16 protein-coding genes and 1 pseudogene are annotated in these 26,056 nt (G+C 68.7%); 9 read left to right on the top strand and 8 right to left on the bottom strand.

Annotated features, from left to right (window positions below; all coding sequences use genetic code 11):
- Positions 1 to 16: 16 nt before the first annotated feature.
- Both STRBO_RS0107565 and STRBO_RS0107560 read right to left on the bottom strand, forming a co-directional pair.
- Positions 17 to 964, bottom strand: coding sequence for an IS481 family transposase (locus STRBO_RS0107565; protein ID WP_020114018.1), 948 nt, complete (start codon positions 962 to 964; stop codon positions 17 to 19).
- Between the two features lie 127 nt (positions 965 to 1,091).
- Complete coding sequence (locus tag STRBO_RS0107560) at positions 1,092 to 2,897, bottom strand: IS481 family transposase (protein WP_425336034.1); 1,806 nt, start codon at positions 2,895 to 2,897, stop codon at positions 1,092 to 1,094.
- A 562-nt stretch (positions 2,898 to 3,459) separates the two neighbouring features.
- Here STRBO_RS0107560 and STRBO_RS45880 point away from each other — a divergent pair.
- Positions 3,460 to 4,526 (top strand): IS630 family transposase gene (locus STRBO_RS45880; protein WP_425336017.1). Its coding sequence is split into 2 segments (ribosomal slippage): positions 3,460 to 3,906 and positions 3,909 to 4,526, totalling 1,065 coding nucleotides; the frame shifts between segments, so codons are not numbered across the junction.
- 1,700 nt (positions 4,527 to 6,226) lie between these two features.
- Here STRBO_RS45880 and STRBO_RS43420 read toward each other — a convergent pair.
- A complete protein-coding gene (locus STRBO_RS43420; RefSeq protein WP_158690965.1) occupies positions 6,227 to 6,877 on the bottom strand; it encodes a hypothetical protein in 651 nt (216 codons plus the stop codon).
- Positions 6,878 to 8,098: 1,221 nt separating this feature from the next.
- On the opposite strand from STRBO_RS43420, the gene STRBO_RS0107545 reads away from it, so the two are divergent.
- The 4 genes from STRBO_RS0107545 to STRBO_RS0107530 all read left to right on the top strand — a co-directional run bounded on the left by STRBO_RS0107545 (position 8,099) and on the right by STRBO_RS0107530 (position 12,907).
- Entirely contained in the window at positions 8,099 to 8,425 is a 327-nt protein-coding gene (locus STRBO_RS0107545; RefSeq protein ID WP_202499800.1) for a hypothetical protein, read from the top strand.
- A 425-nt stretch (positions 8,426 to 8,850) separates the two neighbouring features.
- The gene (locus STRBO_RS0107540) at positions 8,851 to 9,336 is read left to right on the top strand and encodes a DUF4265 domain-containing protein (protein ID WP_020114015.1); all 486 of its coding nucleotides are present in this window, start codon (positions 8,851 to 8,853) and stop codon (positions 9,334 to 9,336) included.
- Positions 9,337 to 9,719: 383 nt separating this feature from the next.
- Positions 9,720 to 10,052 carry a trypco2 family protein gene (locus STRBO_RS0107535; RefSeq protein ID WP_005480310.1) on the top strand — a complete coding sequence of 111 codons (333 nt, stop codon included), beginning with the start codon at positions 9,720 to 9,722 and terminating at the stop codon, positions 10,050 to 10,052.
- A gap of 74 nt (positions 10,053 to 10,126) precedes the next feature.
- Complete coding sequence (locus STRBO_RS0107530) at positions 10,127 to 12,907, top strand: trypsin-like peptidase domain-containing protein (protein ID WP_342364952.1); 2,781 nt, start codon at positions 10,127 to 10,129, stop codon at positions 12,905 to 12,907.
- A gap of 504 nt (positions 12,908 to 13,411) precedes the next feature.
- Here STRBO_RS0107530 and STRBO_RS0107525 read toward each other — a convergent pair.
- Positions 13,412 to 14,371 carry a hypothetical protein gene (locus tag STRBO_RS0107525; protein ID WP_158690966.1) on the bottom strand — a complete coding sequence of 320 codons (960 nt, stop codon included), beginning with the start codon at positions 14,369 to 14,371 and terminating at the stop codon, positions 13,412 to 13,414.
- Positions 14,372 to 14,443: 72 nt separating this feature from the next.
- On the opposite strand from STRBO_RS0107525, the gene STRBO_RS42720 reads away from it, so the two are divergent.
- Positions 14,444 to 14,788, top strand: coding sequence for a transposase (locus STRBO_RS42720; RefSeq protein ID WP_106438208.1), 345 nt, complete (start codon positions 14,444 to 14,446; stop codon positions 14,786 to 14,788).
- On the opposite strand, the pseudogene STRBO_RS44465 reads toward STRBO_RS42720, so the two are convergent.
- Both STRBO_RS44465 and STRBO_RS0107510 read right to left on the bottom strand, forming a co-directional pair.
- Positions 14,745 to 15,105, bottom strand: a pseudogene (locus STRBO_RS44465) (hypothetical protein); the annotation flags it as partial. The gene STRBO_RS42720 and the pseudogene STRBO_RS44465 sit on opposite strands and share 44 nt — an antisense overlap.
- A 202-nt stretch (positions 15,106 to 15,307) precedes the next feature.
- Complete coding sequence (locus tag STRBO_RS0107510; protein ID WP_425336016.1) at positions 15,308 to 18,241, bottom strand: ATP-binding SpoIIE family protein phosphatase; 2,934 nt, start codon at positions 18,239 to 18,241, stop codon at positions 15,308 to 15,310.
- A 445-nt stretch (positions 18,242 to 18,686) separates the two neighbouring features.
- On the opposite strand from STRBO_RS0107510, the gene STRBO_RS0107505 reads away from it, so the two are divergent.
- On the top strand, positions 18,687 to 19,862 hold the full coding sequence (locus STRBO_RS0107505; RefSeq protein WP_005480317.1) for a lysylphosphatidylglycerol synthase transmembrane domain-containing protein: 1,176 nt from the start codon (positions 18,687 to 18,689) through the stop codon (positions 19,860 to 19,862).
- A 200-nt stretch (positions 19,863 to 20,062) separates the two neighbouring features.
- Here STRBO_RS0107505 and ku read toward each other — a convergent pair whose 3' ends face one another.
- Complete coding sequence (gene ku / locus STRBO_RS0107500) at positions 20,063 to 21,163, bottom strand: non-homologous end joining protein Ku (RefSeq protein WP_449657990.1); 1,101 nt, start codon at positions 21,161 to 21,163, stop codon at positions 20,063 to 20,065.
- A 359-nt stretch (positions 21,164 to 21,522) separates the two neighbouring features.
- Between ku and STRBO_RS0107495 the strand changes: the two genes are divergently transcribed.
- The gene (locus STRBO_RS0107495) at positions 21,523 to 23,931 is read left to right on the top strand and encodes an ATP-binding cassette domain-containing protein (protein WP_020114011.1); all 2,409 of its coding nucleotides are present in this window, start codon (positions 21,523 to 21,525) and stop codon (positions 23,929 to 23,931) included.
- A 306-nt stretch (positions 23,932 to 24,237) separates the two neighbouring features.
- A complete protein-coding gene (gene ligD, locus STRBO_RS0107490; RefSeq protein WP_020114010.1) occupies positions 24,238 to 25,119 on the top strand; it encodes a non-homologous end-joining DNA ligase in 882 nt (293 codons plus the stop codon).
- A gap of 49 nt (positions 25,120 to 25,168) precedes the next feature.
- On the opposite strand, the gene STRBO_RS0107485 is transcribed toward ligD, so the two are convergent.
- The gene (locus STRBO_RS0107485) at positions 25,169 to 25,972 is read right to left on the bottom strand and encodes a nuclease-related domain-containing protein (protein ID WP_005480325.1); all 804 of its coding nucleotides are present in this window, start codon (positions 25,970 to 25,972) and stop codon (positions 25,169 to 25,171) included.
- Between the last annotated feature and the right edge of the window lie 84 nt (positions 25,973 to 26,056).

Here is a 26,056-nt window from a genome sequence, read left to right as displayed (position 1 = left end):
AACCGACGATGATCGTTTACGCCTGGGGTGCGGTCTTCTGCTTGAGGCGTTCGTAGGGAGTCTGGCCGCCGAGGCCGCCGTGTGGGCGATGGTAGTTGTAGTAGTCCTCCCACTCGCGCAGCTTGTCGTTGAAGACCTCGGCATCGTCGATGATGACGCCCTCCAGGAGCCGGTAGAACTCCTCGCCATCGATCCGGTGCGAGCGTTCGACCTTCCCGTTCAGCCGCGGCGTACGGGGCTTGATGTAGGAGTGGCCGATGCCTTTGTCGAGCACGTGGAAGTGGAAGGCGGACTGGAACTCAGCTCCGTTGTCCGTCTGGATCACCTCCACCTGGAACGGCAGCCTCTGCAGGACGTAGTCGACGAACTGGATGGCAGTGGCCTGGTTGAGCGTCGGATAGATCTTCAAGACCCGCAGCCGAGTGCAGTCGTCGATCGCCGTGAACTGGTAGTACTTGTTGCGGCCGCCGCGCCGGCCTTGAGGCATGGATGCGAGCGGCTCGATGAACTTCACGTCGATCTGCACCCGGTGGCCGGGCAGCTGCTTCTCGTACCGCTTCCACCGGCGGTCGTGCCGCTTGTACCGCTGAGAGGCCGGCAGACGGCCCATGTCCAGGCGCTTGAGGATCCGCCACACGCCCGACTTGCTGATCGTGACGTCGTGATACCGCTTGAGGTACATCGCGATCTTCTCGGGCCCGAAGTGGTAGTTCTGCCGGAGATAGATGATCTTCCCGACCACCTCGACGTGCGTGGCGTTCGGACTGTGCTTGAGCGCCTTCGAGCGCGTGCGCAGCCCTTCGACGCCCTCGGCTTGGTAGCGGCGATACCAGATGTAGTACGCCTGCCGACTGATGCCGAAGTACCGGCAACTCATGGCGACGTTGCCGGTGACCTCTTCGACATGACGTATGACCGCCAGGCGCCGCTTGGCCTCACGATCGAGCGGGGGTGTCTTCGACATGTGGATCTCCGTAGTGATCAGAGACCCAGGTGTCAACGATGATCGGCAGTTTTAGAAGCGTGCCAGGAGCTGTCGGGTCCCAGTTGATGCCTGACGTTCTGGTCCCAGCTGTTGTTTGACGGTGGGCCTAGACAACTTGGGAAGCCCCGTGGGGCTTGTTCGCTTTCACGTTACGGACCGGGACGTCGGTCGTGCGCCGGATGACCCGGATCTGCCCGTCCAGCTCGATGGTGATCGTTGTGTCCGACACGTGCACGGTCACCGTCTGGCCTGCGTAGGGGCGGCCGAGGGAGACGGTCTGGCGGCAGACCATGACCGTGCCCACCGCGCTGACCCGCCGCTGCACGCGGACCGGCTCCACCCGGGGCCGGGGCGGCGGACCCGCGGGCCGCAGGCCGTGCAACCCCTGCACCTTCTCGCTGGTGAGCGGGTTGGGCCGCACCCGCAGCAGCTCCCGCGACGACGGATCGAAGAACGACAGCGTCTCCTCGTCGATCCGGATGCCCACCTGACGGCCGCCGAGGATCTCCGCCGCCAGCACCTGGCGCCCGCCCAGGTTCACCAGCCCGCTGTTGTTCACCACCCGGTCCACCTCGAACGCCACCCCGTCCCCGGCAGGCAGTGGAGAGGGACCGGCCGCGCGACCTCCCCGGGCGGCCAACTGCACGAGATCCGCCACCGACAGGTGCGACCGCACACTCTTGATCCGCGCCCCGGCGACCAGCAGATGGATCACCGATGTGTCCGCCCAGAACGTCACCGTCAGCCCCGAACGGGACGGCCCCAGCCAGAACTGCTTCCCCGCGACCTGCAGATTTCCACTCGCAGGCACCACCCGCTCGAACTCCACCGGCCCACCGGGCTCCATCGCCGCCGATGCCGGGACCTCCTCGGGCAGCCCGGCACGGACGGCCATCGCCTCAGCCGGACCCCGCTCCGCAGGCGCAGTCCGCTGCTGCGGCACCAGAGCCAGCACCCCCGGCACCCTCAGCCCCAGCACATCCCGCTCCTCCTCGGGAACCGGCGTGAACCGATCACCCGGAGAGTGCATGTCCAGCGCCTGATGCGGCCGGACGGAGTTGTACTCCTGCACCCACGCGTCCAGCGCCGACTGCGCCGCCTGGATGCTCTCGAACGCACCGCAGTCGTCGAGAAGTTCACGTCGCAGCGTCTGATGGAACCGCTCGACCTTGCCCGTCGTGGTCGGCGAGGCCGGCTGGGTGAGCCGGTGCGCGATCCCGTTCTCCCGGCAGATCCGGTCGAACAACACCTCACCGCCATGCCCGAACCGGTCGGTGAACTGCTTGCCGTTGTCGGTGAGCACCTCCTCCGGCACCCCGAACGCCTGCAAGGCCCGGACGAAGGCCGCGCAGACCGCCCGCCCGGTCGCCCGCTCCACCACCGACGCGATCACGCAGAACCGGGAATGATCGTCCACACCGGTCACGATCTTCGCCTCGGTCAGCTCGCCAGTGACCGGGTTGACCAGCATCACCCCACCGACGATGTCCATCTGCCACAACTGCATCGCTCGATCGCGCTGCCAGCGCTTGTAATCCGACCGCTTCCGGCGCCGCACCCCCGGCTCCACCAGACCATGACGGACCAGAATCCGATACACCGTCATCCGCGACGGCACCGGCGCCACCGCCCCGGACCGCTCCAGCACATGAGCGATCCGCCGCGGCCCCCACCGAGGATGTTGACGCCGCAGCTCACACACCGCCGTCTCCACCTCGGCGGATGCCTGATGCGGACACGACGCCGGCCTGCGTGACCGGTCCGCCAGACCCGCCAGCCCCTCGGCCTCATACCGGGACTTCCACCCGCTGACCGTCTGCCGCGACACCCCGAGCGACGCAGCGACCTCGGTCACCGTCGCGCCCGCCAGCACTGCCAACACAGCCCGGTATCTCTGCTCGACAACCGACAACTCCACCAGCGCCAATCCCGGCCTCCCGCCACACGCCGCAACGACGTGCACAGCAAAGCCGATCACGGCCACCGTCAACCATCAGCTGGGATCGAACTGTCAAGCATCACCCGGGATCGGACAAGCGTGCCAGGAGCGCGTGATTCAAACTTTCTCTACTGGTTCAAGGCGGCTCGCTCCGCTCACCGCGCGCGGCCCGGCCCCCGGCCGGTCCTGCGCTCCTGTCTCCGCCCCGCTCCAGCCCGGCCGGCGTCCGCGCCGCGCTCGAAGCATGCAGCCGCATGGTGCCAGAGAAGGGGTACCTCGTGGCTGGGGCGGTCAGCTCCGCGGCTTTACGGAGCCACTTTGGCACGAGCCTCGAAGATCATGGCCCCAGCGTCGTGCTTTATCGGGCAAGTCCACAGCCTGCCCGACGCGCCGGAAGCTACGGGCCATGATCACTCGCGCCAAAGCAGCGCCACTCCAGAGCCGATCCGCCGACCTCACGTCACCAATTACTGAGGTTGAACTCGTGGAGTCGTAGGGGCTGACGACTCGTTGCCCGTGCGGTATCACCGAAGGCATGCGGTATCCACAAGGGGGCGGGCTGACCGCCGAACGGCAGCAGTTCCGCGAGGAGTTACGGCTGAAGGCGGCCGAGAGGTTCGCCCAGGGTGAGGCGAGCTCGGTGATCGCGAAGGACCTGCGGGTCAGTGTCCGGTCGGTACAGCGGTGGCGTCAGATGTGGGACGAGGGCGGTCCGCGGGCTCTGCGGTCGCAGGGGCCGGCGTCGCTTCCGAGGCTGAGCCAGAAGCAGTTCACACAGTTGGAGGCGGAGCTGGCCAAGGGGCCGGCCGCGCATGGCTGGGAAGACCAGCGTTGGACGCTGGCGCGGGTCAAGACGGTGATCGGCCGGCGCTTCCACCTGTCCTACACGCTTCAGGGTGTGCGCAAGCTCCTGGTGCGTAATGGGTGGTCCTGCCAGGTCCCGGCCCGACGGGCCATGGAACGGGACGACGACGCGGTCGCGGGGTGGGTCAAGGAGGTGTGGCCGTGCGCGGAAGACTCGCGGCGGCCCGTGGAGCCTGGATCGTCTTCGAGGACGAAGCCGGATTCTCCATGACGCCGCCGCAGGCGAAGACCTGGTCGCAGCGCGGCCGGACCCCCGTGGTGCGGGTCCGGGGCCGTTCCCGCAGGCGAGTGTCGATCGCCGCGCTGACCTGCTACAAGTCCGGCCATCGGTCCCGGCTGATCTACCGGCCGCGCCGGGACGACGGCCGGCGCGACGGCCGCAAGAGCTTCTCCTGGCGCGACTACCGCGACCTGCTGATCGCCGCACATCAGCAGCTCGGCGGCCCCATCGTGCTCATCTGGGACAACCTCAACGTCCACAAAGCCGCTGATCTGCGGGAATGGGCGGAAACCCGGGACTGGCTGACCATCTACTACCTGCCGCCCTACGCACCCGACCTCAACCCCGTCGAAGGGATCTGGTCACTTCTGCGGCGCGGCTGGCTCTCCAACGTTGCCTTCAGTACTCCCGAACACCTCGTCCGGCGCATCCGACGCGGCCTACGGCACATCCAGTACCGCACCCATCTCATAGACGGCTGCCTCGCAGAGACCGGCCTGGCCATCAGACCCGCCTGACCAACAGCACGACATCACGAGTTCAACCTCAGTACTCACCCTTTCCGGCAATCGGACCCATTTCAGCTGCAGCAATATGCTGAAGCTTCACTCTCAGTTCAGCCAGAGATGTCTCGCGAGATCGAATTGGTGCATATGCAAATCGGGGCGTGCAACCCCTTCAGCTTCTAGACGATCAAGGGCATCTGGGCACCATGAAGGACTAGTCAGCCTGGAGGTCAGAACTCTGTGGACAGGCGCGTCGGCCAGATTAGCTGCAGACAACCAACGAGGCAGCACTCGGGCATAAGATGAACTAGCCCCGATAGCTGTCAGAAATTGGATAGAAGGAACGACTTTCCCTGAAGGGATCTGTCGAGCAGCCCATAGGCAGCGCTCCATAAAAGCATCAGGCACTGCAGGGTATCGATGAGGAATGAAACCTGCTTGCGGATCCCTTAGACTGATAAAGCCGTCCTCAAGAATCATGCCACAGTATCTCTGCAGTCGACGAAAATGACGCATGGGTGCCATTGCGAGTCTTGCGCCATGATTACACGGCTCGCAAGCAAAGGTAATACGAACGCGCAAGTCCCCGAAGGACAGTTCGCCGCCTGAACCTAAAAGGTTGGCCGACCCTCCATCGAGGGTAACATTAACTCGGACAGCTTCCGCATGGAGCCCGACTTCCCTGAGACTCTCTGCATGAATGATAGTAATCTGTCTAGGATTAACTCCCTTGCGCGTTAGATTCAACTGCTCCGTGAAGCTCATCGGTTGGCCTGGTTCTGGCTTTACGTATAGAGAGCTGGCGCGAAAGACATTCTCACCGACCTCAGTTCTCATGTTAACCATGATCGACACTCAAGGGCATGGGCACGGAAATGGTAGATTTCGCGGCGGACACCTCATCAGGTTCATCACCGAGAATCGCGCGAGTCCGTCTCATTGTGCTTTGCCATCGATGTTCCCAATGCCCTTCACTCATCCTTAATGGAAGATCAGCCAAGTGGGCGACTGCATAGTCTTGATTGAGTCTATGGAAAATCTTTTCGGGCTTCCTTTTGATCCTAACGACGAGCTCAAATAGCGGCGCGCGACGTGTGTTGGGAAGGAAATCGAAAGGACCAAATGCCATCACCCATGCTTGGGCACCTCCCCCTATTGGATAGCGAGCCTGCAGGCATAGCAGGCCTCCTCTTTCGACATCGCGCTCCAGCCAGAAGTGAGTCCACTTCGGAAGCTCTCGAAGTAACCTTACAGCCTGATGGGCTGTCTGGACTCTAGGCCAAACTAGGCTCATAATTTGGCTTTGTGAATCACTCATACGTGCACGCATATGGTCGTCTAGCTGGCTCAGTACTTCCGGCGCATTGTCTGAGGCTACGACGAGATGCTCCCATCCAAATGAGATGGCATTTCCGGAAGCGAGCCGCGCGAACAGGCATCCGCTTTGACCTCGACGATGCCAGTCCAGCTGAGCACAAGCAAGCACAGAAGGGAGGTGATTCGTGCCGTCCTCCTGGAGCTTATTGATAGTGTCGAGATATTGATGGATTGAGGGAAAGCGATACCTTCCATAGGTCACAGATTTCGGTAGTGCACCGAAAACTTCGAGCAGGTGACTCGCATCACCCCAATTTACCCTAACAATGCGCCTCGACATACAGGCCCCTTCCCCGGCTTCCAGTAGCCGCCCCGAACGCGAGCTGCAAGAATATCTAACTAGGTCCGTCCCACAATTTTTGAAAAAGGCGAGCAAGCGCGTGATACATCGGCGACGAGGCGGTGTATTTTAGAACTTTCGAATCCCTTCCATGTTCATCTGGCAGATATGGTGTGAAATAGGCAGCCTGGTCGGTGATGCAGATTCGCCCCAAATGCGGGAAATCGTACCGTCGAGTCTCGACTGTTCCGTCGTCGTTGTGCGGGGCAAGGTGGGCTACATTCGTTTCGATCTGGCGATGCAATTGCCCGGTACCGAAGCTCCTATCAAACGAGGCGATCTCAGCTTCGCGATCTCTTGTCCACTGAGCTTCTGCGCCAACTCCTGTATGAGGAAGGAGGACACGGAAGTGAGGTCGAGGGGCAGAGCCTGAACGCTGCGTCAACAATGAAGCAAAAGTCGCGCGCTGGAGTTCATTTCCCCGCCCGGTGAACAGGTCGACCCTGCGAGCTCGGCGGATCTCTCTATTGAAGTCGGCTTCTGCTTCGGCCTTGTTTTCCCATGACTGTCCAAAATCACCTCCACTGAGGCGGGAAAGAGCTGTTACCAGAAACCATCGGAAGCGTCCTGACCACAAAAAAGCGGCGGCGAGGCCAGCCCAGGTGGCGACCAGTGACGACAGGACGCCGATCATGAAATTGATCAACTCGCATGCCCTTTCCTTGGCCTGTTTGCGATGCTAATGAGAGAGTCCGAGCGCGCCAACAGCTCACTGAGCCCCCTCGCAAGGCCCTGACGTAGCGTTTGAAGATCTTTCCAGGGGACCGCAGTTTGAGCCTCGACCAGCGCAGGGTCGGCGCTCGGGTTCGTCATACGCGCGCTGGACTGCATGGTCCCCCTCCCCGACAGGCCGCCACGCCCCCACAGCGCCCGATCAATCACAGTACCGGCCTGTCGCCTGACGGTCGCCCTGTTCGACAGTGATTGAGAAGTGCCCGACAACAGGCCGTGCCATGTGCGTGCCAGATCCAGCGGGGAACCAAGGGGAACAGCGGATACATGGCCCCGGTCCGACCAAGGCTCCACACCACTCCACCGCAGATCAGCGAAGCAACCGTCCCCAAGGAACCCAAACTTCCCAAGCTGAGGGCTCTGGCTCCGTGATCGCGGACCGGCCGTCGCAGCTTGCTCTAGGCGACGACACACACGGACAGCGTGGTTGAGGCCGGTGGGGGTGCAGCGAGGCACACGCGCGCCTGATCCGTTGACGCACCCACCATCGTGGCTGACTGTCGTCGGCCGAGGTACGGGCACCAACTACTCCCCGGATCCGATCAGTTCGAAGGTGTGAAGCCGGCGGAGTGATCGCGATGGAACGCAGAGCCCAGAGCCGTCGGAGCCCAACCCTCACGCAGAGCAAGCCGAACAGCCGCAACAACACCTGACGGCAGTACAGGATCAGCCTCACGACCGATCCAGTTACTCGGATGCGGCTGGTCGATCGTGACCACGAGCGTCATGCCCGGGGTGTCCGCATGCTCGCGAACGTGCACGGCGACCAGGCCAGCCCTTGGAAGTACGTCGGCCTGCCTCGCAGCCGCCAGCGGTAGACCGTACCGTCGACAGCGATCCGTCGTGATCCCTTGCGTACCAACGCCATGACTCCCTCTTCGACAGCGAGGATGCTAGCGAGTCCGGCCCCGTCCGCCGTCTCAGTTTCCGTCTCATTCAGCACTGTTCATGGCCGCTCAGACGGTACCGAAGCCCGTAGTCACTCCCGCGACCGACCGCCTATGAACGCAGGTGAACGGCCCTGTACGCGGCCCCGCGAGGCACCACCACAGTTGGAAAGCGTGTTGGGTGGTGTGCGCCGAGCAGGAAGCTGGTTCGTGCCGATGTCAGACGCCGATGAGTGTGTGTGTCGGCCATGGAGACACCGATTGCCCCTGAGAGCGGGAATGAGGAGCACGCCGTCATCGCACACTTCCGGCTCGCCAGTGGCGGTTTCGGCGAGGCCGACCAGCGGGAGCTGGTCTACGAAGCCGAGCAGGCGATGGCGGCCGCGGCCGAGGCAGCCGACGTTGGGGAGGTCGACGGCAACGAGTTCGGTGGGGGCGAAGCAGTCGTGTACGCCTACGGACCGGATGCCGATCCTCTTTTCAAGGTCATGGAGCCGACTCTGCGCGGTCTACCGTTCCGGCCGGCGCACGTCGTTCTCAGGCGAGGCGACGGCGAGTCTCGCCTGGACCTGTAAGCCCGGCCCAGCGGCCATAGGCGAACCGGGCAAGGTGGAGACGAGGCGCACCACTAGCGCACCAGATCAGGCGGGGAACAGCGGGGAACCACGGTGAAGCAGCCAAGCCCTACGAGGCCACAGCTCGGCCGTTTGCCCAGGTCATCGCCCGAACCCGCCTCGAATGCTCGCAGCTTCCCAAGCTGAGGGCTCAGGCAGCGTCATTGCGGGTCGGCCGTCGTGGCTTGCTCTGGTCGACGGCACCGGCAGCGTGGCGGAGGCCGGTGGGGGTGCAGCGAGACATACGCGTGCGTGATCGATCGGCGCACCCGACGCCGTGGCTGGCTGTCGTCGGCTTAGGCACAGACGAACTCGTATTCAGCTTGAGCAGACGTCATCGTCACCCGCCCACGGCCGGCGCGACAGGGCTGTGCATCCTGGGCACCATGACGAACCCCGAGGGCCCGTACGTGAAGGTGCACTTCCGTCTTGAGATCGAAGACGACTGGCCCCCGGCCTCGGTGGAGAGCCTGTGGGCGGTCGACCAAGGCGACGGCACCGCACGGCTCGACAACATCCCCTGGTTCGTCCGAGGTATTGCCTGCGGGGACATCGTGGCCACGGAGCCCGACGAGGAGGGCGTGCGGTGGGCCGGCGAGGTCGTTCGTCGTTCGGCGAACTGCACCATCCGCCTCATCGTGCTCCGTGACAGCGGCTCGGGAGCCGCACGGCAGAGCGTGATCAACGCGTTTCACGAACTCGGCGTCTGCGGCGAGGGCATAGAACGGTTCCGCATGGTCGCCCTGGACGTCCCACCCACCGCCGATCTCGCCAAGGTGCAGCGACTCCTCAAGCACGGCGTGGCCAAGGAGTGGTGGGACATGGAAGAGGGCTGCATCACCGCCGAATGGCGGGCCGCATCCGCTGGCTGACGACGTTCACGAGCCCCATGGCTGGGCCGTCCCTGGGCCGTCCGAGGCCGCTCAACAATGGCCAATGACGACCAACGACGACCACCAGGCGCACGAGCCCGCCGTCCCTGACCAGCAAAAACCCGGCTCACCAAGATCCCCTACAAGACCCAGGGCAAGAAGACGCCTCTTGCCTCGCCCATGAGACTCCGCCCACCTTCGAGGTGTTCGCCCCACTTACCTGGCGATCACATGCGATCGAGTGTGGTGCAAATTCTGACAACTATCGCTCATTTGTTGGCCGTTGGGGCAGGTTGGGAACTCTCTTGGGGGTGGTGGGCGTCAGCGCTGTTGCACTGTCCTGTGCGCACAGGGGTTTGTCCGGTTTGAAGGGGTGGGTCGGGGTGGCTGAGGAGATCGGGATCGCGGAGGCTGTGGAGCATCTGCGGGCGGAGTTGGTGGCTGCGGCGGCTGGCAGCGGTGCCGGTCCGAGGTTTGAGGTGGGGCCGGTGGAGCTGGAGTTCTCGGTGGAAATGCGCAAGGAGGGCAAGGGCAAGGCCGGGGTGAAGGCGTGGGTGGTGTCGGCCGGTGCGGAGGCTTCGGTGTCGAAGGCGTCGGTGCACCGGGTGAAGCTCGTGTTGACGCCGAAGGACACCGTGACCAACGGCTCGTATCACGTGAACACCGACCAGCCGGATGCGACGGGCGAGAGGCTCGGGTCCCGCTTCGGCGAGTGATCGCCGCAGCATCGCGCGGCGCCGTGCAGGCAGGTGGGCCGCTTGCCTGAAGCCTGAATTCGTGAAAGGGGGCCGTGGGGGTGGATACGGCGCGGGTTGCTGTGGTGCGTTCCGGCGGTGCCCGGGGGTCGGGGTATGTGCTGAGTGGGCGGCTGGTGCTGACTGCGGCGCACGTACTCAAGGACCGTGCGCAGGTCTCGGTACAGCTGCCCGGGCGGTCCGGGCGGGTGCCGTGTCGAGTGGTGTGGGACCGGCTTGAGGATGGGCCCAAGGGGTGGGATGCGGCGCTGCTGCTGGCAGCGGAGGATCTGTCGGACCGTCCGTTGGCTGCGGTGCGGTGGGGGCGGCTGGTGACGATGCAGGCGTGCCCGGCCCAGGCTCTCGGCTATCCGGTGGTGGGCCAGGCAGGCGGGGACGCCGTGTCGTGTGTGCAGCGGGACGGGCGGATCCTGCCCGCCAGCGGCCGCGACCGGGACCGCTACGTCCTGACCGGAGGCGCCGGGGCAGAACCGCACGACGGCGCCTCACCGTGGGGTGGCATGTCCGGAGCTGCGCTGTGGTGCGGCAGCACGTCAGGGATGCCGCCGCTGCTGACAGGGGTGGTGGCCGGCGATCCGCCCGGCTCGAGCCACACCCAGTTGGAGGCTGTCCCCGCCTATGTCCTGGCTTCCGATCCGGTGGTGCGTGCTCTGGTCGAGGAGCACACCGGACGGGCGATGCTCCTGGAACCGGCCGATCTGCAGCATGTCACCGACCGCGCCACGATTCCCCGGGCTCCGCGTTCCCCGGCCGATCTGCTGCGCCCCGAGCAGGCGGTGGTGTCCTTCATGGGGCGCGAGGACCTGCTGACGGATCTGACCCACTGGTGCCAGCCACCCACCGAGACGCAGCCCGGCACCGCCAGCGGGGCGGCGGCCGGGATCTGGGGGTGGGACGAAAGCCTGGTGCAGGCGCGGCTGCTGACCGGGGCGGGCGGCGCGGGCAAGACGCGACTGGCCGCCAAACTTGCCTCGCGTATGTCCGGCCACGGCTGGACCGCGATCCGGCTGACCACGGATACGCATACGCCGCTGGATGTCCTGTCCCAGGTGTGCCGGCCGCTGCTGGTCGTCGTCGACTACGCCGAAACACGCACCCCGCAGCTGCACACCCTGCTTCAGGCAGTCGACCACGACCAGGCCGCCGCCCCTGTGCGCATTCTGGCCCTGGCCCGCGCGGCCGGAGACTGGTGGACCAGAGCCACCGAACACCCCCGCAGTCAGGCCCTGGCAACCGCCACCGTCACACCAGTCCCAGCCCTACACCAGACACCCCACCAACGCACGACCGCTTACCGGCAGGCCCTGGACGACTTCAGCGAGCGGCTGCGCCGGATCTTCCCCCGCACTGACTGGGCAGCCCTCCTGCCTGCCCTGACCACCCCGGCCGTACTGCCCGCACTCACCGGCGCGGAGTTCGACACTCCCTTGTCGGTCCAGATGGCCGCTCTCCTCGCGCTGCTGGACACCGCCACCATCCCGCACCAGACCGTCAGCCGTGCCACCGCGCTGGAAGGCCGGCTTCTGGGACACGAGCGCGAGTACTGGGACGCCACCGCCAACAGCCCGGAACGCGGGCTGACCGGGCAGGGTAGTGGAACCGAAACCCGTGCCCTCGCCGTCGCCCTGGCCTGCCTGATCCCCGCGTCCGACCGCGATCACGCCCGAACGCTCCTGGCCCAGCTTCCCGGCCTGGCCGACGACAGCTCGGCAGCCGTCCGCGGAGCGCTGGCCACCTGGCTCGCCGACCTCTACCCGACCCCGGCAGACTCCGTCTGGGGCAGCCTCCAGCCCGACCGCATCGCCGAGTACCACATCGGGACACAGACCAGCCGTGAACCCGCCCTGTTCACCCGCATCCTGACAGCCCTCACCGAGCCACAAGCCACCCAGGCCCTGACCGTGCTGGCCCGCACCGCCCAGCACCCCCATCACCATGACAGCATCAGCGCCATCATGCGCGAGGCCATCACCACCGCCCCGCATGTGCTGGGAGAGGCCGCCCTGACCACCGCAACACGTACGCCCCACCCCAGGCCCCTGATTGCCGCCCTGACATATCTGACCCGCACCACACACGACATCACCCTGCTGTACCGCCTCAGCGACCAGCTGCCGAACTCCACGCTTGCCCTCAGCGAATGGGCTGCCTTCCTCAGCACAGCCCTGGTCGAGCACCACGACAGACACAATCCCGATCTGCCCGCCCTCGCCTCCGCGCTGAACAACCAGTCGGTCCGTCTGGCGGGCCTGGGGCGGTGGGAAGAGGCGCTGACCGCCATCACCCGCGCCGTCGACATCCGTGAGGTCCTGGCCGAGCAACGACCCGACGCCTTCCTGCCCGACCTCGCCACCGCACTGAACAACCAATCGATCCGTCTGGCGGGCCTGGGGTGGCGGGAGCAGGCGCTGACCGCCATCACCCGCGCCGTCGACATCCGCGAGGTCCTGGCCGAGCAACGACCCGACGCCTTCCTGCCCGACCTCGCCACCGCACTGAACAACCAATCGATCCGTCTGGCAGGCCTGGGGCGGCGGGAAGAGGCGCTGACCGCCATCACCCGCACCGTCGACACCTACCAGGTCCTGACCGAGCAACGACCCGACGCCTTCCTGCCCGACCTCGCCACCGCACTGAACAACCAATCGATCCATCTGGCAGGCCTGGGGCGGCGGGAAGAGGCGCTGACCGCCATCACCCGCACCGTCGACATCCGCGAGGTCCTGGCCGAGCAACGACCCGACGTATTCGAAGAGGACTTGGAGAGAGCCCGCCAGTTGCTCGATCTCATGGGGAGGCCCCAGACGAAAAATTGAAAGACTGCTCCACCTCGGCCGCCATCGGAGCTGGAGAGAAGTGAGAGAACGCGACCCCGACACCCCGGCGCGCCTCCTCGAACAGCGCAGCCAACCGACTCTCCTGAAACGATGCTCAGTCGGCCGTGGACTATCCGTGGACTCGTCCTGCCCGGTCTGTCCATTGTAGGGCCGTGACCTGCCGCGTTACCCAGGACCCAAGCGGCCTCCGGAGCCGTGTGCGCAGGTTCGAATCCTGCCGGGGGCACCTTGTATGAGGTGCCCAAAGACCCCGCCATCAGCGCTTTCGCTGAGAACGGGGTCTTCGCGTATGTGCAGGCGGATGCAGCCCGAAGCGGCTCTATGTCGAGGGCTGTGGACGAGGTGTGGACGGGAGCTTGAGGCATCGTCCCAGGTCATCGGGTGCAAGGGGCGGGGCCCACAGCTCCGCCCCCTCCATCCCCTCCCCCCGGGTCCGGGTCACTGATCACCCAGGGCCGCACCGTTGATGGGCCCGCTCCGCGGTCAGGACGTACAGCCGGGGACCGAGCCGACAGGCCGGCAGTTGTTGGGGGTGTTGTCGACGATCCGGCTGTTGACGAGGTTCAGGACGCTGGGGGACGGCGCTTGCCAGATGCCGCCGCCGTTGAGCGCACTGTTGTGCCGCACCACTGTTTTCGTCAGCGTGCTGGTGCCGTAGTTGGCGATACCGCCGCCCATCTGGCCTGCGCGATTGCCGGCGATGGTCGTCGAGGAGACGGTCATCGGGGCGCGGTCGTTGTAGATTCCGCCGCCCTGCTCGAAGGCGCGATTGGCGCCGATGTGCGACTTCTTGATGGTCAGTGAGGCCCCGGCGGTGAAGATGCCACCACCCAATTGCGTAGCCTGGTTCCGCTCCACTTTGGTGTTGTCGAGCAGGGTGGTGCTGCGCGGCCCGTTGTAGATGGCGCCTCCCCGCTGTGCCGCGCTGTCCCGCAGAACGCTGTCATGGACTTCGAGGGTGCTGCCCTGGTTGACGAAAATGGCACCCCCCTGGTTCGCCGTGCTGTTGGTCACCGTGCTGTGCCGGAGGATGAGCGTCCCTCCGTCGGTGGGCAGGTAGGTGCCGGCGTAATCGAGGTAGCCGCCACCGGTCGCCGTGACACCGTCCACGGTCAGGCGCCCGTTGGGACCGTCGATCTCCGCGATGCGGAAGGCATCGGCAGCGTCGGGGTCCCGTCGGATGGTGGTGTGGTGACCCAGCAGGGTGACAGTGCCCGTGATCTGCGGCAGAGCGTTGGCGCCGAGCCCGCCGGTCGACGCCGGAGTCGTGACGTTGTAGACGCATTTGGGCGCGAGCCGGATGGTGTGCGGCCCGGTGTTGTTGTTCGCGGCGACGATCGCATTGTTGAGCGCAGTCACATCACACGGGATGGACACCTGGGGTTCCGCGCTTGCCACGCTTCCCATGCCGAGCACAGCAACAATCGGCACAGCCAGGACCACGGCGCTTAGTTGACGTCTGAGCATTTCTTCTCCAGATCGCAGTGCGTGATCAATTGATCACCTTCAGCGACCATGGCCAGTTTTCTGCGAGCTCGCAACCTGTCGTTCGCGGCACAGGCAGGACCGGCGGCCAGGTATCGACGCGCGCCAGCCGGCATGCGCGGTCGGCACGTCGGCGGGCGCACAGCGGTGGCGGCACAGGTTGAAGTCGGCTGGGAAGCCGATGGGCACGGAGGGGTGGCGGTGGTGCTGCCCGAGCGGTGGATCGTCGAGCGTCTCCTCGCGCACCTCATGCGCACTCGCCGCCCGGACCGCGACTTCGAGCGCCGTACCGCCAGCGCCGAGGCGATGATCTACTGGTCGATGACCCTGCTCATGACCCGCCGCCTGGCCCGATCACGCCACAGGCGGGCGTGAACCGGCCCGGCGCCGGCTCGGCCAGCCGCGCGCGACCAGGCGTTTCGCCTTCGACCTCAGCGCCTCCACCCGCGCCGGAACCACGTCCATGCCGACGAAGCGGCCATCTCCTGGCAGGTCATCGGCCCCTGCCCGAGCCGGGCCCGGTCCGCGAGCGCGGCGAGGATGCGCTGGCAGTCCACCGACAACGCCGACCGCGCAAGCCCGTCACGCCACACCGGCACCTGCGATTTCGTCTTCGCCGCTTCCGGCGTCGGCGATACCTCCCCGGCCTGCCCGTCGGCGGCCGGTGCTGCCCGGTCGGCCTGGTCGTGGCCATGGCGCCGCGCACGTGGCCTGGCCGAACTCCCTGTACGGGAAGGCGAACACAACACGTCCCATCGGAAGGGCCGCGTCCCCGTCTGGCACGCCTTCGCCTGTACGCAGGGCTGGAAGCGACAGTGCCCGCCATCGCCATGACCCTGCTCAGCATCGCCTGCTGCACAACCGCACCTCGCCGGATATCGGTGTAGGCGCAGCTCATCGAGCATGGGGCCGGGGCAGCGGCTGTTCCGTCCAGATCGTTTTGCCGTGGGGGGTGTAGCGGGTGCCCCAGCGTTCGGTGAGGCGGGCCACCAGGTAGAGGCCGCGGCCGTCCTCGTCCTCGGTGTGGGCGCGGCGCAGGTGGGGTGAGGTGTTGCTGCCGTCGTGGACCTCGCAGGTCAGGGCGCGGTCGCGCAGGAGGCGGAGCCGGACGGGGCCGGTGGCGTGGCGGATGGCGTTGGTGACCAGTTCGCTGGCCACCAGTTCCGTGGTGACGGCCAGGTCGTCCAGGCCCCAGTCGGCCAGTTGGCCGGTGACGGCGCGCCGGGCGAGGGAGACGACGGCCGGGTCGCCGGGCAGGTCCCACTGGGCGACCCGGTCCGGGCCCAGGGCGTGGGTACGGGCTACGAGGAGTGCCACGTCGTCGGCCGGCCGGGCCGGGAGCAGGGCGGCGAGGACCGCCTCGCAGGTGGCCTCGGGGGCGCGGTCGGTGCGGGCCAGGACGCTACGGAGCTTGTCGAGGCCGGTGTCGATGTCGCGGTGCCGGTCCTCGACGAGGCCGTCGGTGTAAAGGACCAGTTGGCTGCCCTCGGCCAGTTCGAGTTCGGCGGTCTCGAAGGGCATACCGCCCAGGCCCAGCGGGGGTCCCGAGGGCAGGTCGACGTAGTCCACCGTTCCGTCGGGGGAGACGACCGCCGGCAGCGGGTGTCCGGCGCGGGTGAGGACGCAGCGCCGGGACACCGGGTCGTAGACGGCGTACAGACAGGTCGCGCCGACGATGCCGGAGTCCTGGTGGGTGTTCTCCACCGCCCAGCCCTCGCCCCGGTCGAGGCGGCCGACCAGGTCGTCGAGCTGGGTGAGCAGCTCGTCCGGGGGCAGGTCGAGGGCGCAGAAGTTGTGCACGGCGGTGCGCAGGCGTCCCATGGTCACGGCGGCGTGCAGGCCGTGACCGACCACGTCGCCGACGACCAGTGCGACACGCGCGCCGGAGAGCGGGATGACGTCGAACCAGTCGCCGCCGACGCCCGCCTGCGCGGGGAGGTAGCGGTAGGCGACCTCGACCGCGCCCTGTTCGGACCGGCCGCGCGGCAGCAGGCTGCGCTGCAGGGCGAGGGCGGTGTTGTGCTCGCGGGTGTAGCGGCGGGCGTTGTCGATGCAGATCGCCGCGCGGCCGACCAGTTCCTGGGCGAGCGCGAGGTCGTCGTCCTCGAACGGTTCGGGGCGTTCGGCTCGGTAGAAGCTGACGACGCCGAGGGTCGCGCCGCGTGCCCGCAGGGGCACGGTGATCAGGGAGTGGATGCCCGCGGCGAGGGCGCGGCGCAGCCGGGCCGGGTCCTGAGCGAGCCGGCCGCCGGCCTCCGCCAGCACCGGTTCGAGCACCGGACGCCCGCTCTCCCAGCTGCGCGCCTGGGGCGTGGAGGAGACGTAGCACACCGGGTCCCCCACCTCGTAGATACGCGACTGCTCGTGTACGGCGCCCAGTGCGACGCGGCTCAGTGCCATGCCGGGGCCGAGGGGTTCCGGTTCCTCGCCGAGGAGGACGGGGACCGGCAGGTCGACGGCCGCGAAGTCGGCGAAGCCGGGGACGGCCACGTCCGTCAGTTCCTCGGCGGTGCGGGTGACGTCCAGGGTGGTGCCGATGCGGGTTCCGGCGTCGTGCAGCAGTTCCAGGCGACGGCGGGCGAGCACGGCGAGCCGGCCGACGCCTGGTTCGCCGACGAGGAGCAGCCACGCGTCGGCGGCCGAGTCGGGCGGCTCGTCCGTTTCGAGCGGCCCCTTGCTTCTCGGCTGGGGCGGGGACGCGGGTAGGACCGTGCGGAGGACGACGGTCGGGGGTGGTGCGGGTCGCGACGGGGGGCCGGGCGGAGGCGGTGCGGTCGTCGGCTGCCGCGTGGTCCGGGGCGTGGGGTGGGCCGTCGGCCGGGTGTGGTGGAGACGGGGGCCGCCGAGAAGACGGGCCTCGATGACCACCCCGGTCTCGCCGGACTCCCCCATGATCGGGCGGCGGAGCAGGGTGGCGACGCGCCCGGCGGAGAGGGTGACCTCGTCGAGGGTGCGGTGGGGCGAGGCGATGAGTTCCTCGGCCTTCTCGCGGAGGACGGCCAGGTCGACGCGGCCGAGGTCGGCGCCGTACCGGCCGTCGTCGCCCCGTGCCCACGCCTGCCGCTCGGGCTGCCGTTCGGACTGTCGCTCGGGCTGTCGCTCGGGCTGTCGTCCGGGCTGCCGGGGCCGGGTGTCGGCGGCTGTGTCGGCGGTGAGGGCGGCGGCTCGGCGGTACGCGGCGAGGAGGGCCCGTTCCCGTTCCGTGGCCTGTTCCAGAAGGCCCGCCTCGATGTCGTGGGCGGCGTCGCGGACCAGTCGCAGCATCGTGGGGTCGGCGTCGTCGCGCAGGCAGGTCAGGTCGAGTACGGCCTCGACGCGGCCGCTGAGCGGGTTGCGGACGGGGGCGCCGGCGCAGGCGAACGGGGAGAGACAGTCGGCGAAGTGTTCGCGGCCGAGGACGTGGACGGGCCGGCGCTCGGCGAGGGCGGTGCCGACGCCGTTGGTGCCCGCGGCGGCCTCGGAGGCGCAGAAGCCGGGGGCGAAGTTGACCTCGTCGAGGCGGGTGAGGAGGTGCCGGTCGCCGCCGTGCCGTTGGACCACGCGGGCCTGTCCGTCGCAGAGCACGACGCTCATGCTCACGTTCGCGAGGGAGGCGGTGAGCCGTGCGAGCACGGGGTCGGCGGCGCGCAGGAAGGGTTCCTCCAGGGCGAGGTCGGGAGCGTAGGGGCTCACCAGCCGGTGGGGTTCCAGCCCGGCGGAACGGCAGCGCTTCCAGGAGTCGAGCACCGGGTGCCGGACATCCGAGTCGACCCACGCGCCGGCGAGAAAGCGCTCGTGGGCATCGACGAGACCGCCGATGTCGTCCCAGGAGACGGGCAACGGGATCACTTCCCTCGCCTGCGGACGGCCCCGCCGCGCACCGCCGTCCGCGCGCACTCCCGGGGTCTCCTGCCAGGCGCTACAACCGTAGACCCGGGGTGACGCACATCACAACAGTGTGGCAGGGGTGCCCGCTGGGGCGCGCGGGAGTGAGCGGTTCGGGGGCCAAGCGGTGAGGGCAACGTGTGATCTTGGTGGAAATCGGGCGCCGGGGGTGGCAGGGAAGTGACTTGTGTCTCACGAGGGGCGGCGGGGTCCGGGGCGGCGCCGAGGGCAGAGTCGCTGCTGGGAAGCGGTGTCGTCGTTCTGGCGGTGGCAGGAGTTCGGGTGGTGCATACCGGGGAGTCATTTGGGGTGGGAACGGTCCTGGGGTTCCCTTCGTTCTTGACTTGCCCTGCCTCCGTCGGAGCGGTCCCCCGCCGTACCGACGCGACGCGGAAGGACGACGTGCCCTTTGTTCCCGCTCCCGCTCGACGCGCCGCCCCCCTCGCGGCCCACCCCGTCCCCGGTCACCGACCCCCTCCCCCTGATACCGAGCCCGGCCCGGCCCCCGGACCTCACCCACGTCCCGGCCCGCCCCGCGGCCGGCGGCCCTGACACCGAGCCCGAGCCGCTCGCGGAGCCTGACTGCGCCGCCGGTCCCGGGGGGTTCCTGCCCCCCAGGCTGCGGGCGCTGCTCCCCGCCCGGTCGGCCGTCAACGCCCGGCGGCTGCGGTTCGCGCTGACGCTGCTGCCGCTCGTGCTACTCGCGGGCTGGGCGGCCTTCGACTGGCGGACGGTCCATGAAGGGGCCGTACGACTGGCCTCGGCCAACCCCTGGTGGCTGCTGGCCGGCGCGTTCTTCACGGCCCTGTGCTCGGTGGCCTCCGCCTGCGTACGGCAGGGGGCCGTGCCGGAGCGGCTGCCACCGGGGCAGTTGCTGGCGACGCAGTTCGCCGCCGGTGCCGCCGGACACGCCCTGCCGGGCAACATCGGCGCCCACGCGGTCGTTCTGCGCTTCCTGCGGCGCCGGGGCATCCCCCTGTCCAGGGCGACCTCCTCGCTCGCCCTGTACTCGGCGGTCAAGCCGGTGGCCAAGACGCTGGTGATCGTCGCCTTCGTCGTCGCGTTCCCGGGCACGCTCCGCCTGACCGAACTCCTCCCCGAGGGCGAGACCCTGGCCCTGGCCGGTGCGATCACCGGCGTCAGCCTCGCCGCCGTGGTCACGCTGATCACGACCGTACGGCCGTTGCGGCGTCCCCTCATCGGAGGGTTGCGGTCCGCCCTCACCGACACACGGCGGGTGCACAGCCGCCCCGTCCGCGCGCTCTCCCTGTGGGGCGGGGCCGCCGCCTTCCCCCTGTGTCAGGGGGCCGTGGTCGCCTCGGTCGGCACCTCGCTCGGGCTGCCCGTGTCCTGGACGCAGATGCTCTTCGCGTACCTCGTCGCCAGCACCGCCGCCGGGGCGGTGCCCGCGCCGGGCGGCCTCGGCCCCATGGACGCGGCGCTCGTCTTCGCCCTCGTCGCCTTCGGGGCGCCGGCGAGCCTCGCCACCACCACCGTCATCGGCTACCGGGTCCTCACCGTCTGGATCCCCCTCCTCCCGGGCACGCTCGTCCTGTCTGCACTGGTGCGCGCGCAGGTGCTCTGAGCGTGGGCCGCCGGCAGCCCTAGGAGCGCCCCTGTGAACCCCGGCCGTCGCCGCGGGTCCCGGCCGCCGGTCCGGTGGGGGCTTGCCGCCAGCTCCCCGCGCCCCTGAAAAGCAGGGGCGCGCCCGCCTGGGGCGTCCGGGTCGGGGAGTCGTGCCCGTGCTCGAACGGTGTGCGGGCCGGTCAGGCGGAACGGCTCCCGTCAGGCGGAGCGTTTGCGGGGCGTCGTCTTCTTCGCCGGGGTCTTCTTCGCGGTGCTCTTCGCCGTCGTGGCCTTGGCCTGGGTGGACCTGGCCGGGGTGGACTTCGCCGAGGTGGACTTCGTCGCCGCCGTCCTGGTCGCCGCCGTCGTCGCCTTCTTGGCCGTCGATTTCTTCGCGGCCGTCTTCTTCGCGGGCTCGGCGGACCCGGTCGTGGACTTCTTCGGCGAGGCTGCCGCCTTGCGGGTCGTCGTGGTGGACTTCTTGCCCGTGGGCTGCTTCGGGGTGGGGCGGGACGCGAGGTGGGTGATGTCGGCGACGTCCTCGCCCCGGGACTCCTTGGCCTCGCGGACGCTCTTCTCCAGCGCGGCCATGAGGTCGAGGACCTTGCCGCCCGGGGCCGGGGCGGGAGCGGTGGGCCGTTCCTCGCCGGAGGCCTTCGCGGCGATGAGTTCCTCGACGGCCTCGCGGTAGTCGTCGTGCAGGGACTCGAAGTCGACCTCGCCGAGGGTGTCCATGAGGGCGTCCGCGAGGTCGAGTTCCTTGTCGCGCACGGTGACACTCGCGTCGGGGGCCACCCCGTCCGTGGTACGGATCTCGTCGGGCCAGAGCAGCCCGTGCATGGCGAGGACGTCGTCCACGACCCGCAGCATGCCCAGCCGCTCGCGCCCGCGCAGTGCGTACTTGCAGATGGCGACCTTTCCGCTGCGCTTGAGCGCCTCGCGGAGGAGGGTGTACGGCTTGGCGGCGGGGACACCGTTCGCCGCGAGGTAGTACGCGGCGTCCACCTGGAGCGGGTCGACGCTCTCGGCCGGGACGAAGCCCTCGATCTCGATGGTCTTGGCCGTCGGGATGGGCAGCGACGCGAGGTCCTCGTCCGTGATCGGGATCATCGTGCCGTCCGCGTCCTCGTACGCCTTGCCGATCTCCCCCTGCGTCACCTCCCGGTCCTCCAGCTCGCAGACCTTGCGGTAACGGATGCGGCCGCCGTCCTCCAGGTGGACCTGGCGGAAGGAGACGGAGTGGCTCTCGGTCGCGTTCACCAGCTTGATGGGGATGCTGACCAGGCCGAAGGAGATGGCGCCGTTCCAGATGGATCGCACGGGCAGCACGCACCTTTCGGGTCCCTGCTTCCGGTTTGTCCACACCGTAACGCGGACCGATATGGGCTGCGCGTCGGCTGCCGGGAGCCTTGCCGGTGAGCCCGTGCGCGCCCGTCGGCGGGTCGGTCAGGATTCGAGAAGCGCGGGTGGGTGGGGCGCGCCTAGCGTGGGCCCTGGCCCGATGACACCCGGCCGGGTGAGCCGTGACCCCCGGCGGGGTGAGCGCCCGCTTCGTCATGGCCACGCGGAAACACATCCGGAACCCACACCACCGCACGTACCCTTCCCAGCGGATCGGACCCGGTCGGGCGACGCCGGCGGGGCCGCGGGCGCGGCTCCGCACGACAGATGGAGGAACGATGACCAAGGCCACGAGGGCGGGGACGCAGGCGCAGTCTCCCGGGCCGCACGCCGCCGACAGCCATGATCTGATCCGGGTGCACGGGGCGCGGGAGAACAATCTCAAGGACGTCAGCATCGAGATCCCGAAGCGCCGGCTGACGGTGTTCACGGGGGTCTCCGGCTCGGGGAAGAGCTCGCTGGTGTTCGACACGATCGCCGCGGAGTCGCAGCGACTGATCAACGAGACGTACAGCGCCTTCCTGCAGGGCTTCATGGCGAACCTGGCGCGGCCCGAGGTGGACGTGCTCGACGGGCTGACCACCGCGATCACCGTCGACCAGCAGCGGATGGGGTCCGACCCGCGCTCCACCGTGGGCACCGCCACCGACGCCAACGCGATGCTGCGCATCCTGTTCAGCCGGCTGGGCAAGCCGCACATCGGGCCGCCCGGCGCGTTCTCCTTCAATGTGGCCTCGGTCTCGGCGAGCGGCGGGTTCACGGTCGACCGCGGCGCCGACAAGACCAAGACCGAGAAGGTGAGCTTCAGCCGCACCGGCGGTATGTGCACGCACTGCGAGGGCCGGGGCAAGGTCTCCGACATCGACCTCACCCAGCTGTTCGACGACTCCAAGTCGCTCTCCGAGGACCCGTTCACCATCCCCACGTACACCGGGGACGGCTGGGTGGTGCGGGTCATCGCGGAGTCGGGCTTCTTCGACAAGGAGAAGCCGATCCGCCAGTACACCAAGAAGGAGCGGCACGACTTCCTGTACCGCGAGCCGACCAAGGTGAAGATCAACGGCGTCAACCTCACCTATGAGGGGCTGATCCCGAAGCTGCAGAAGTCCTTCCTCGCCAAGGACCGCGAGTCGATGCAGCCGCACATCCGGGCCTTCGTGGACCGGGCGGTCACCTTCACCGAGTGCCCCGACTGCGACGGCACCCGGCTCAGCGAGCTGGCCCGTTCCTCGCGGATCGGCAAGGTCAACATCGCCGACGCCTGTGCGATGGAGATCCGGGACCTGGCGGAATGGGCCCGCGGGATCGAGGACGCGTCGGTGGCGCCGCTGCTCGCGAAGCTCCACTACACCCTCGACTCGTTCGTGGAGATCGGCCTCGGCTATCTCTCCCTCGACCGGGCCTCGGGCACGCTCTCCGGCGGCGAGGCGCAGCGGACCAAGATGATCCGTCACCTCGGCTCCTCGCTCACCGATGTCACCTACGTCTTCGACGAGCCGACCATCGGGCTGCACCCGCATGACATCGAGCGGATGAACAACCTGCTGCTGCGGCTGCGCGACAAGGGCAACACCGTGCTCGTCGTGGAGCACAAGCCGGAGACGATCGCGATCGCCGACCATGTGGTGGACCTCGGCCCCGGCGCCGGCACGGCGGGCGGCACCGTCTGCTTCGAGGGGACGCTGGAGGGGCTGCGGGCGAGCGACACCGTCACCGGCCGTCATCTCGGGGACCGGGCCGCCCTGAAGGAGTCGGTGCGCAGGCCCACCGGTGCGCTGGAGATCCGGGGGGCGAACGCGAACAACCTCCAGGACGTCGACGTGGACATCCCGCTCGGCGTGCTCACCGTCATCACCGGGGTGGCCGGCTCCGGCAAGAGCTCGCTCGTGCACGGCTCGATGGCCCGCCAGGCAGGGGCCGAGGGTGTGGTCTCGATCGACCAGACCGCGATCCGCGGATCCCGGCGCAGCAACCCGGCGACGTACACGGGGCTGGCCGACCCGATCCGCAAGGCCTTCGCCAAGGCCAACGGGGTGAAGCCGGCGCTGTTCAGCGCCAACTCCGAGGGGGCCTGCCCGACCTGCAACGGCGCCGGCGTCATCTACACCGACCTGGCGATCATGCAGAGCGTCGCCACCACGTGCGAGGAGTGCGAGGGGAAGCGGTTCGAGGCGTCGGTGCTGGAGTACCGCTTCGGCGGGCGGGACATCAGCGAGGTGCTCGCGATGTCGGTGGCCGAGGCGGAGGAGTTCTTCGGCGCCGGTGAGGCGCGTACGCCGGCGGCCCACCGGATCATCGAGCGGATGGCGGACGTGGGGCTCGGCTATCTCACCCTCGGCCAGCCGCTCACCACGCTCTCCGGCGGCGAGCGGCAGCGGCTGAAGCTGGCCACGCACATGGGCGAGAAGGGCGGGGTCTACGTTCTCGACGAGCCGACCACGGGTCTGCACCTCGCCGACGTGGAGCAGCTGCTGGGGCTGCTCGACCGGCTGGTCGACGCGGGCAAGTCGGTGATCGTCATCGAGCACCACCAGGCGGTCATGGCCCACGCCGACTGGATCGTCGACCTCGGCCCGGGCGCCGGCCACGACGGCGGTCGCGTCGTCTTCGAGGGCACGCCGGCGGACCTCGTCGCGGCCCGCTCGACCGTCACCGGCGAACACCTGGCGGCGTACGTGGGGGCGTGAGCGCACGGACGCGGGGCTGCCCGCGCATGGAGGCGCCCGGCCGCGCACGCGGGCGGGCGCCCGGTGCCGGGTCGCGCGGGCGGCGCCTGTCGTTGCCAGACGTACACGGGCGCTCGCGTACGCCGACGGGGGCGGACATCACCGCGTACGCGATCACCCCGCACACGCACCGGACACCCGACAGACCCCGCAGGCGGACAGCCGAACGGGCCCCACGACCCCCGCACGGGCGCCCGGCGTGCCCCTCGTGGCCCACCCCCAGGCGCCGCGACCGTTTTGCCCGCGAATCATGGGATTCTTGTTGCCATGACACCGATCACCGAGGTGGAGGGCCGCAGGGTCGTCCTCTCCAATCTGGAGAAGGTGCTCCACCCGGCGACGGGGTTCACCAAGGGTGAGTTGCTGCACTACTACGCCACGACCGCGGACGCCCTCCTGCCGCATCTGCGTGACCGGCCGGTCTCGTTCCTCCGTTACCCGGACGGGCCGGGGGGACAGGTCTTCTTCACCAAGAACGTGCCGCCGGGCACGCCCGACTGGGTCACCACCGCCGAGGTACGACGGATGGAGGGCCCGGCCCGGATGGTGCTGGTGCAGGACCTGGCGAGCCTGATGTGGGCGTCGAACCAGGTCGCCGAGTTCCACACACCGCAGTGGACCGTCGACTCCGCCGACGAGGCGGACCGGCTGGTCTTCGACCTGGACCCGGGGGCGCCCGCGACGATCGTCGAGTGCTGCGAGGTCGCCCGCTGGCTGCGGGAGCGGCTCGCGGCGGACGGGATCGAGGCGTACGCGAAGACGTCCGGGTCGAAGGGGCTGCATCTGCTGGCGGCGGTGCGCGGGGCGTCCTCGGAGCGCGTGTCGGAGTACGCGAAGGAACTCGCCGTCGAGGCCGAGACGGCGCTGCCCCGTCAGGTCGTCCACCGGATGAACCGCAGCCTGCGCCCCGGCAAGGTCTTCGTCGACTGGAGCCAGAACGCCGCCCGCAAGACCACGGCCGCGCCCTACACGCTGCGCGCCCGCGCCGAGCCGACCGTCTCCGCCCCGGTGACCTGGGCCGAGGTCGAGGAGTGCGCCTCGCCCGCACAACTGGTGTTCCGCGCCCCGGACATCGCCCCCCGCCTCCGGGACCACGGCGACCTGCTGGCGCCGCTCCTCGACCCGGAGGCCGCGCACTCCCTGCCGTGACCGTCCGCATCGTGGCGGTCCGCGCCGTGACGGTCCGCACCGTGACGGTCTACACGCGGGTCCACGTCCGCCGGTCCCGGGCCATCGCGTGCAGGCCCTCCACGTCGGCCGGCTTGAGCAGCGCGCCCGTGCGCGCGAGTTCGGCGAGGTCCGTGTCGCGCAGGACACGGACCTCACGCGGGGGCGTGGTGATGTCGAGACGGGCGGGTTCGGCGAGGGCCAGGACGGGACGGACCTCGGCGGTGAGGGCGTAGGAGGCGCGGTCGGCGTCGGCGCGGAGCGCGCGCAGCAGCGCGCGGGGCTCGTGGCGGCCGACGGCGACCATCGGATCGGTGACGACGACGCGCTGCCTGCGGGCGGGCAGGGATCTGACGCAGAACAGGCCCCCGGGGCCGATCAGCAGATGGTGGATGCGGTCGCCGCCGGGCAGCGGCACGGAGTGCAGGGTGCGCCAGCCCGCACCCTCCAGCCGGTCCAGGGCGTCACCGACCGTCCGCTCGGCGGCCAAGGCGCGGCGGCGCGGGTCCGGGCGCAGCCGACGTGGTGGTCCGGGGGCACGGTCGAGGGCGATCAGCAGCGCCTCGCCGGGGCGGTTGGGGGCGAGGTCGTCGTCCGGATGGAGGCTCAGCCGGGCCAGTTCGGCGGGGGTGGGGACGGGCGGCGGGCCCACGGCGACCGGGCCGGTGACCAAGGGGGCGAGCACGGCCAGCACGTCCTGCCTCAGCTCCTCGCTGAGAAGGTTCACCCGGCCCGTCTCACGGTCGTACCAGGCGACGTTCCTCCCGTCGGTCCGGCACACGTACAGGCGTCGCTGTCCGTGCCGCCAGGTCGGTACGACGCGCAGTCCGCTCATGCACCATCACCCCACGACCATGGGAACAGGCGGGGTGCTCCATCGGCAAGAACCCGGTTACCTTTGGGGTGACGACCTGTCGTC

The organism is Streptomyces bottropensis ATCC 25435 (assembly GCF_000383595.1).
Classification (GTDB): Bacteria; Actinomycetota; Actinomycetes; order Streptomycetales; family Streptomycetaceae; genus Streptomyces; species Streptomyces bottropensis.
Note: the sequence above shows the minus strand (reverse complement) of the source record. Positions and strands in the feature narration are given on the sequence as shown.

Bases quoted from the DNA above. Each gene is read 5' to 3' on its own strand.
- STRBO_RS0107565 (WP_020114018.1), bottom strand. From the start codon at position 964: ATGTCGAAGACACCCCCGCTCGATCGTGAGGCCAAGCGGCGCCTGGCG.
- STRBO_RS0107545 (WP_202499800.1), top strand. From the start codon at position 8,099: ATGGAGACACCGATTGCCCCTGAGAGCGGGAATGAGGAGCACGCCGTC.
- STRBO_RS0107540 (WP_020114015.1), top strand. From the start codon at position 8,851: ATGACGAACCCCGAGGGCCCGTACGTGAAGGTGCACTTCCGTCTTGAG.
- STRBO_RS42720 (WP_106438208.1), top strand. From the start codon at position 14,444: ATGGCCAGTTTTCTGCGAGCTCGCAACCTGTCGTTCGCGGCACAGGCA.
- STRBO_RS0107495 (WP_020114011.1), top strand. From the start codon at position 21,523: ATGACCAAGGCCACGAGGGCGGGGACGCAGGCGCAGTCTCCCGGGCCG.
- ligD (WP_020114010.1), top strand. From the start codon at position 24,238: ATGACACCGATCACCGAGGTGGAGGGCCGCAGGGTCGTCCTCTCCAAT.
- STRBO_RS0107485 (WP_005480325.1), bottom strand. From the start codon at position 25,972: ATGAGCGGACTGCGCGTCGTACCGACCTGGCGGCACGGACAGCGACGC.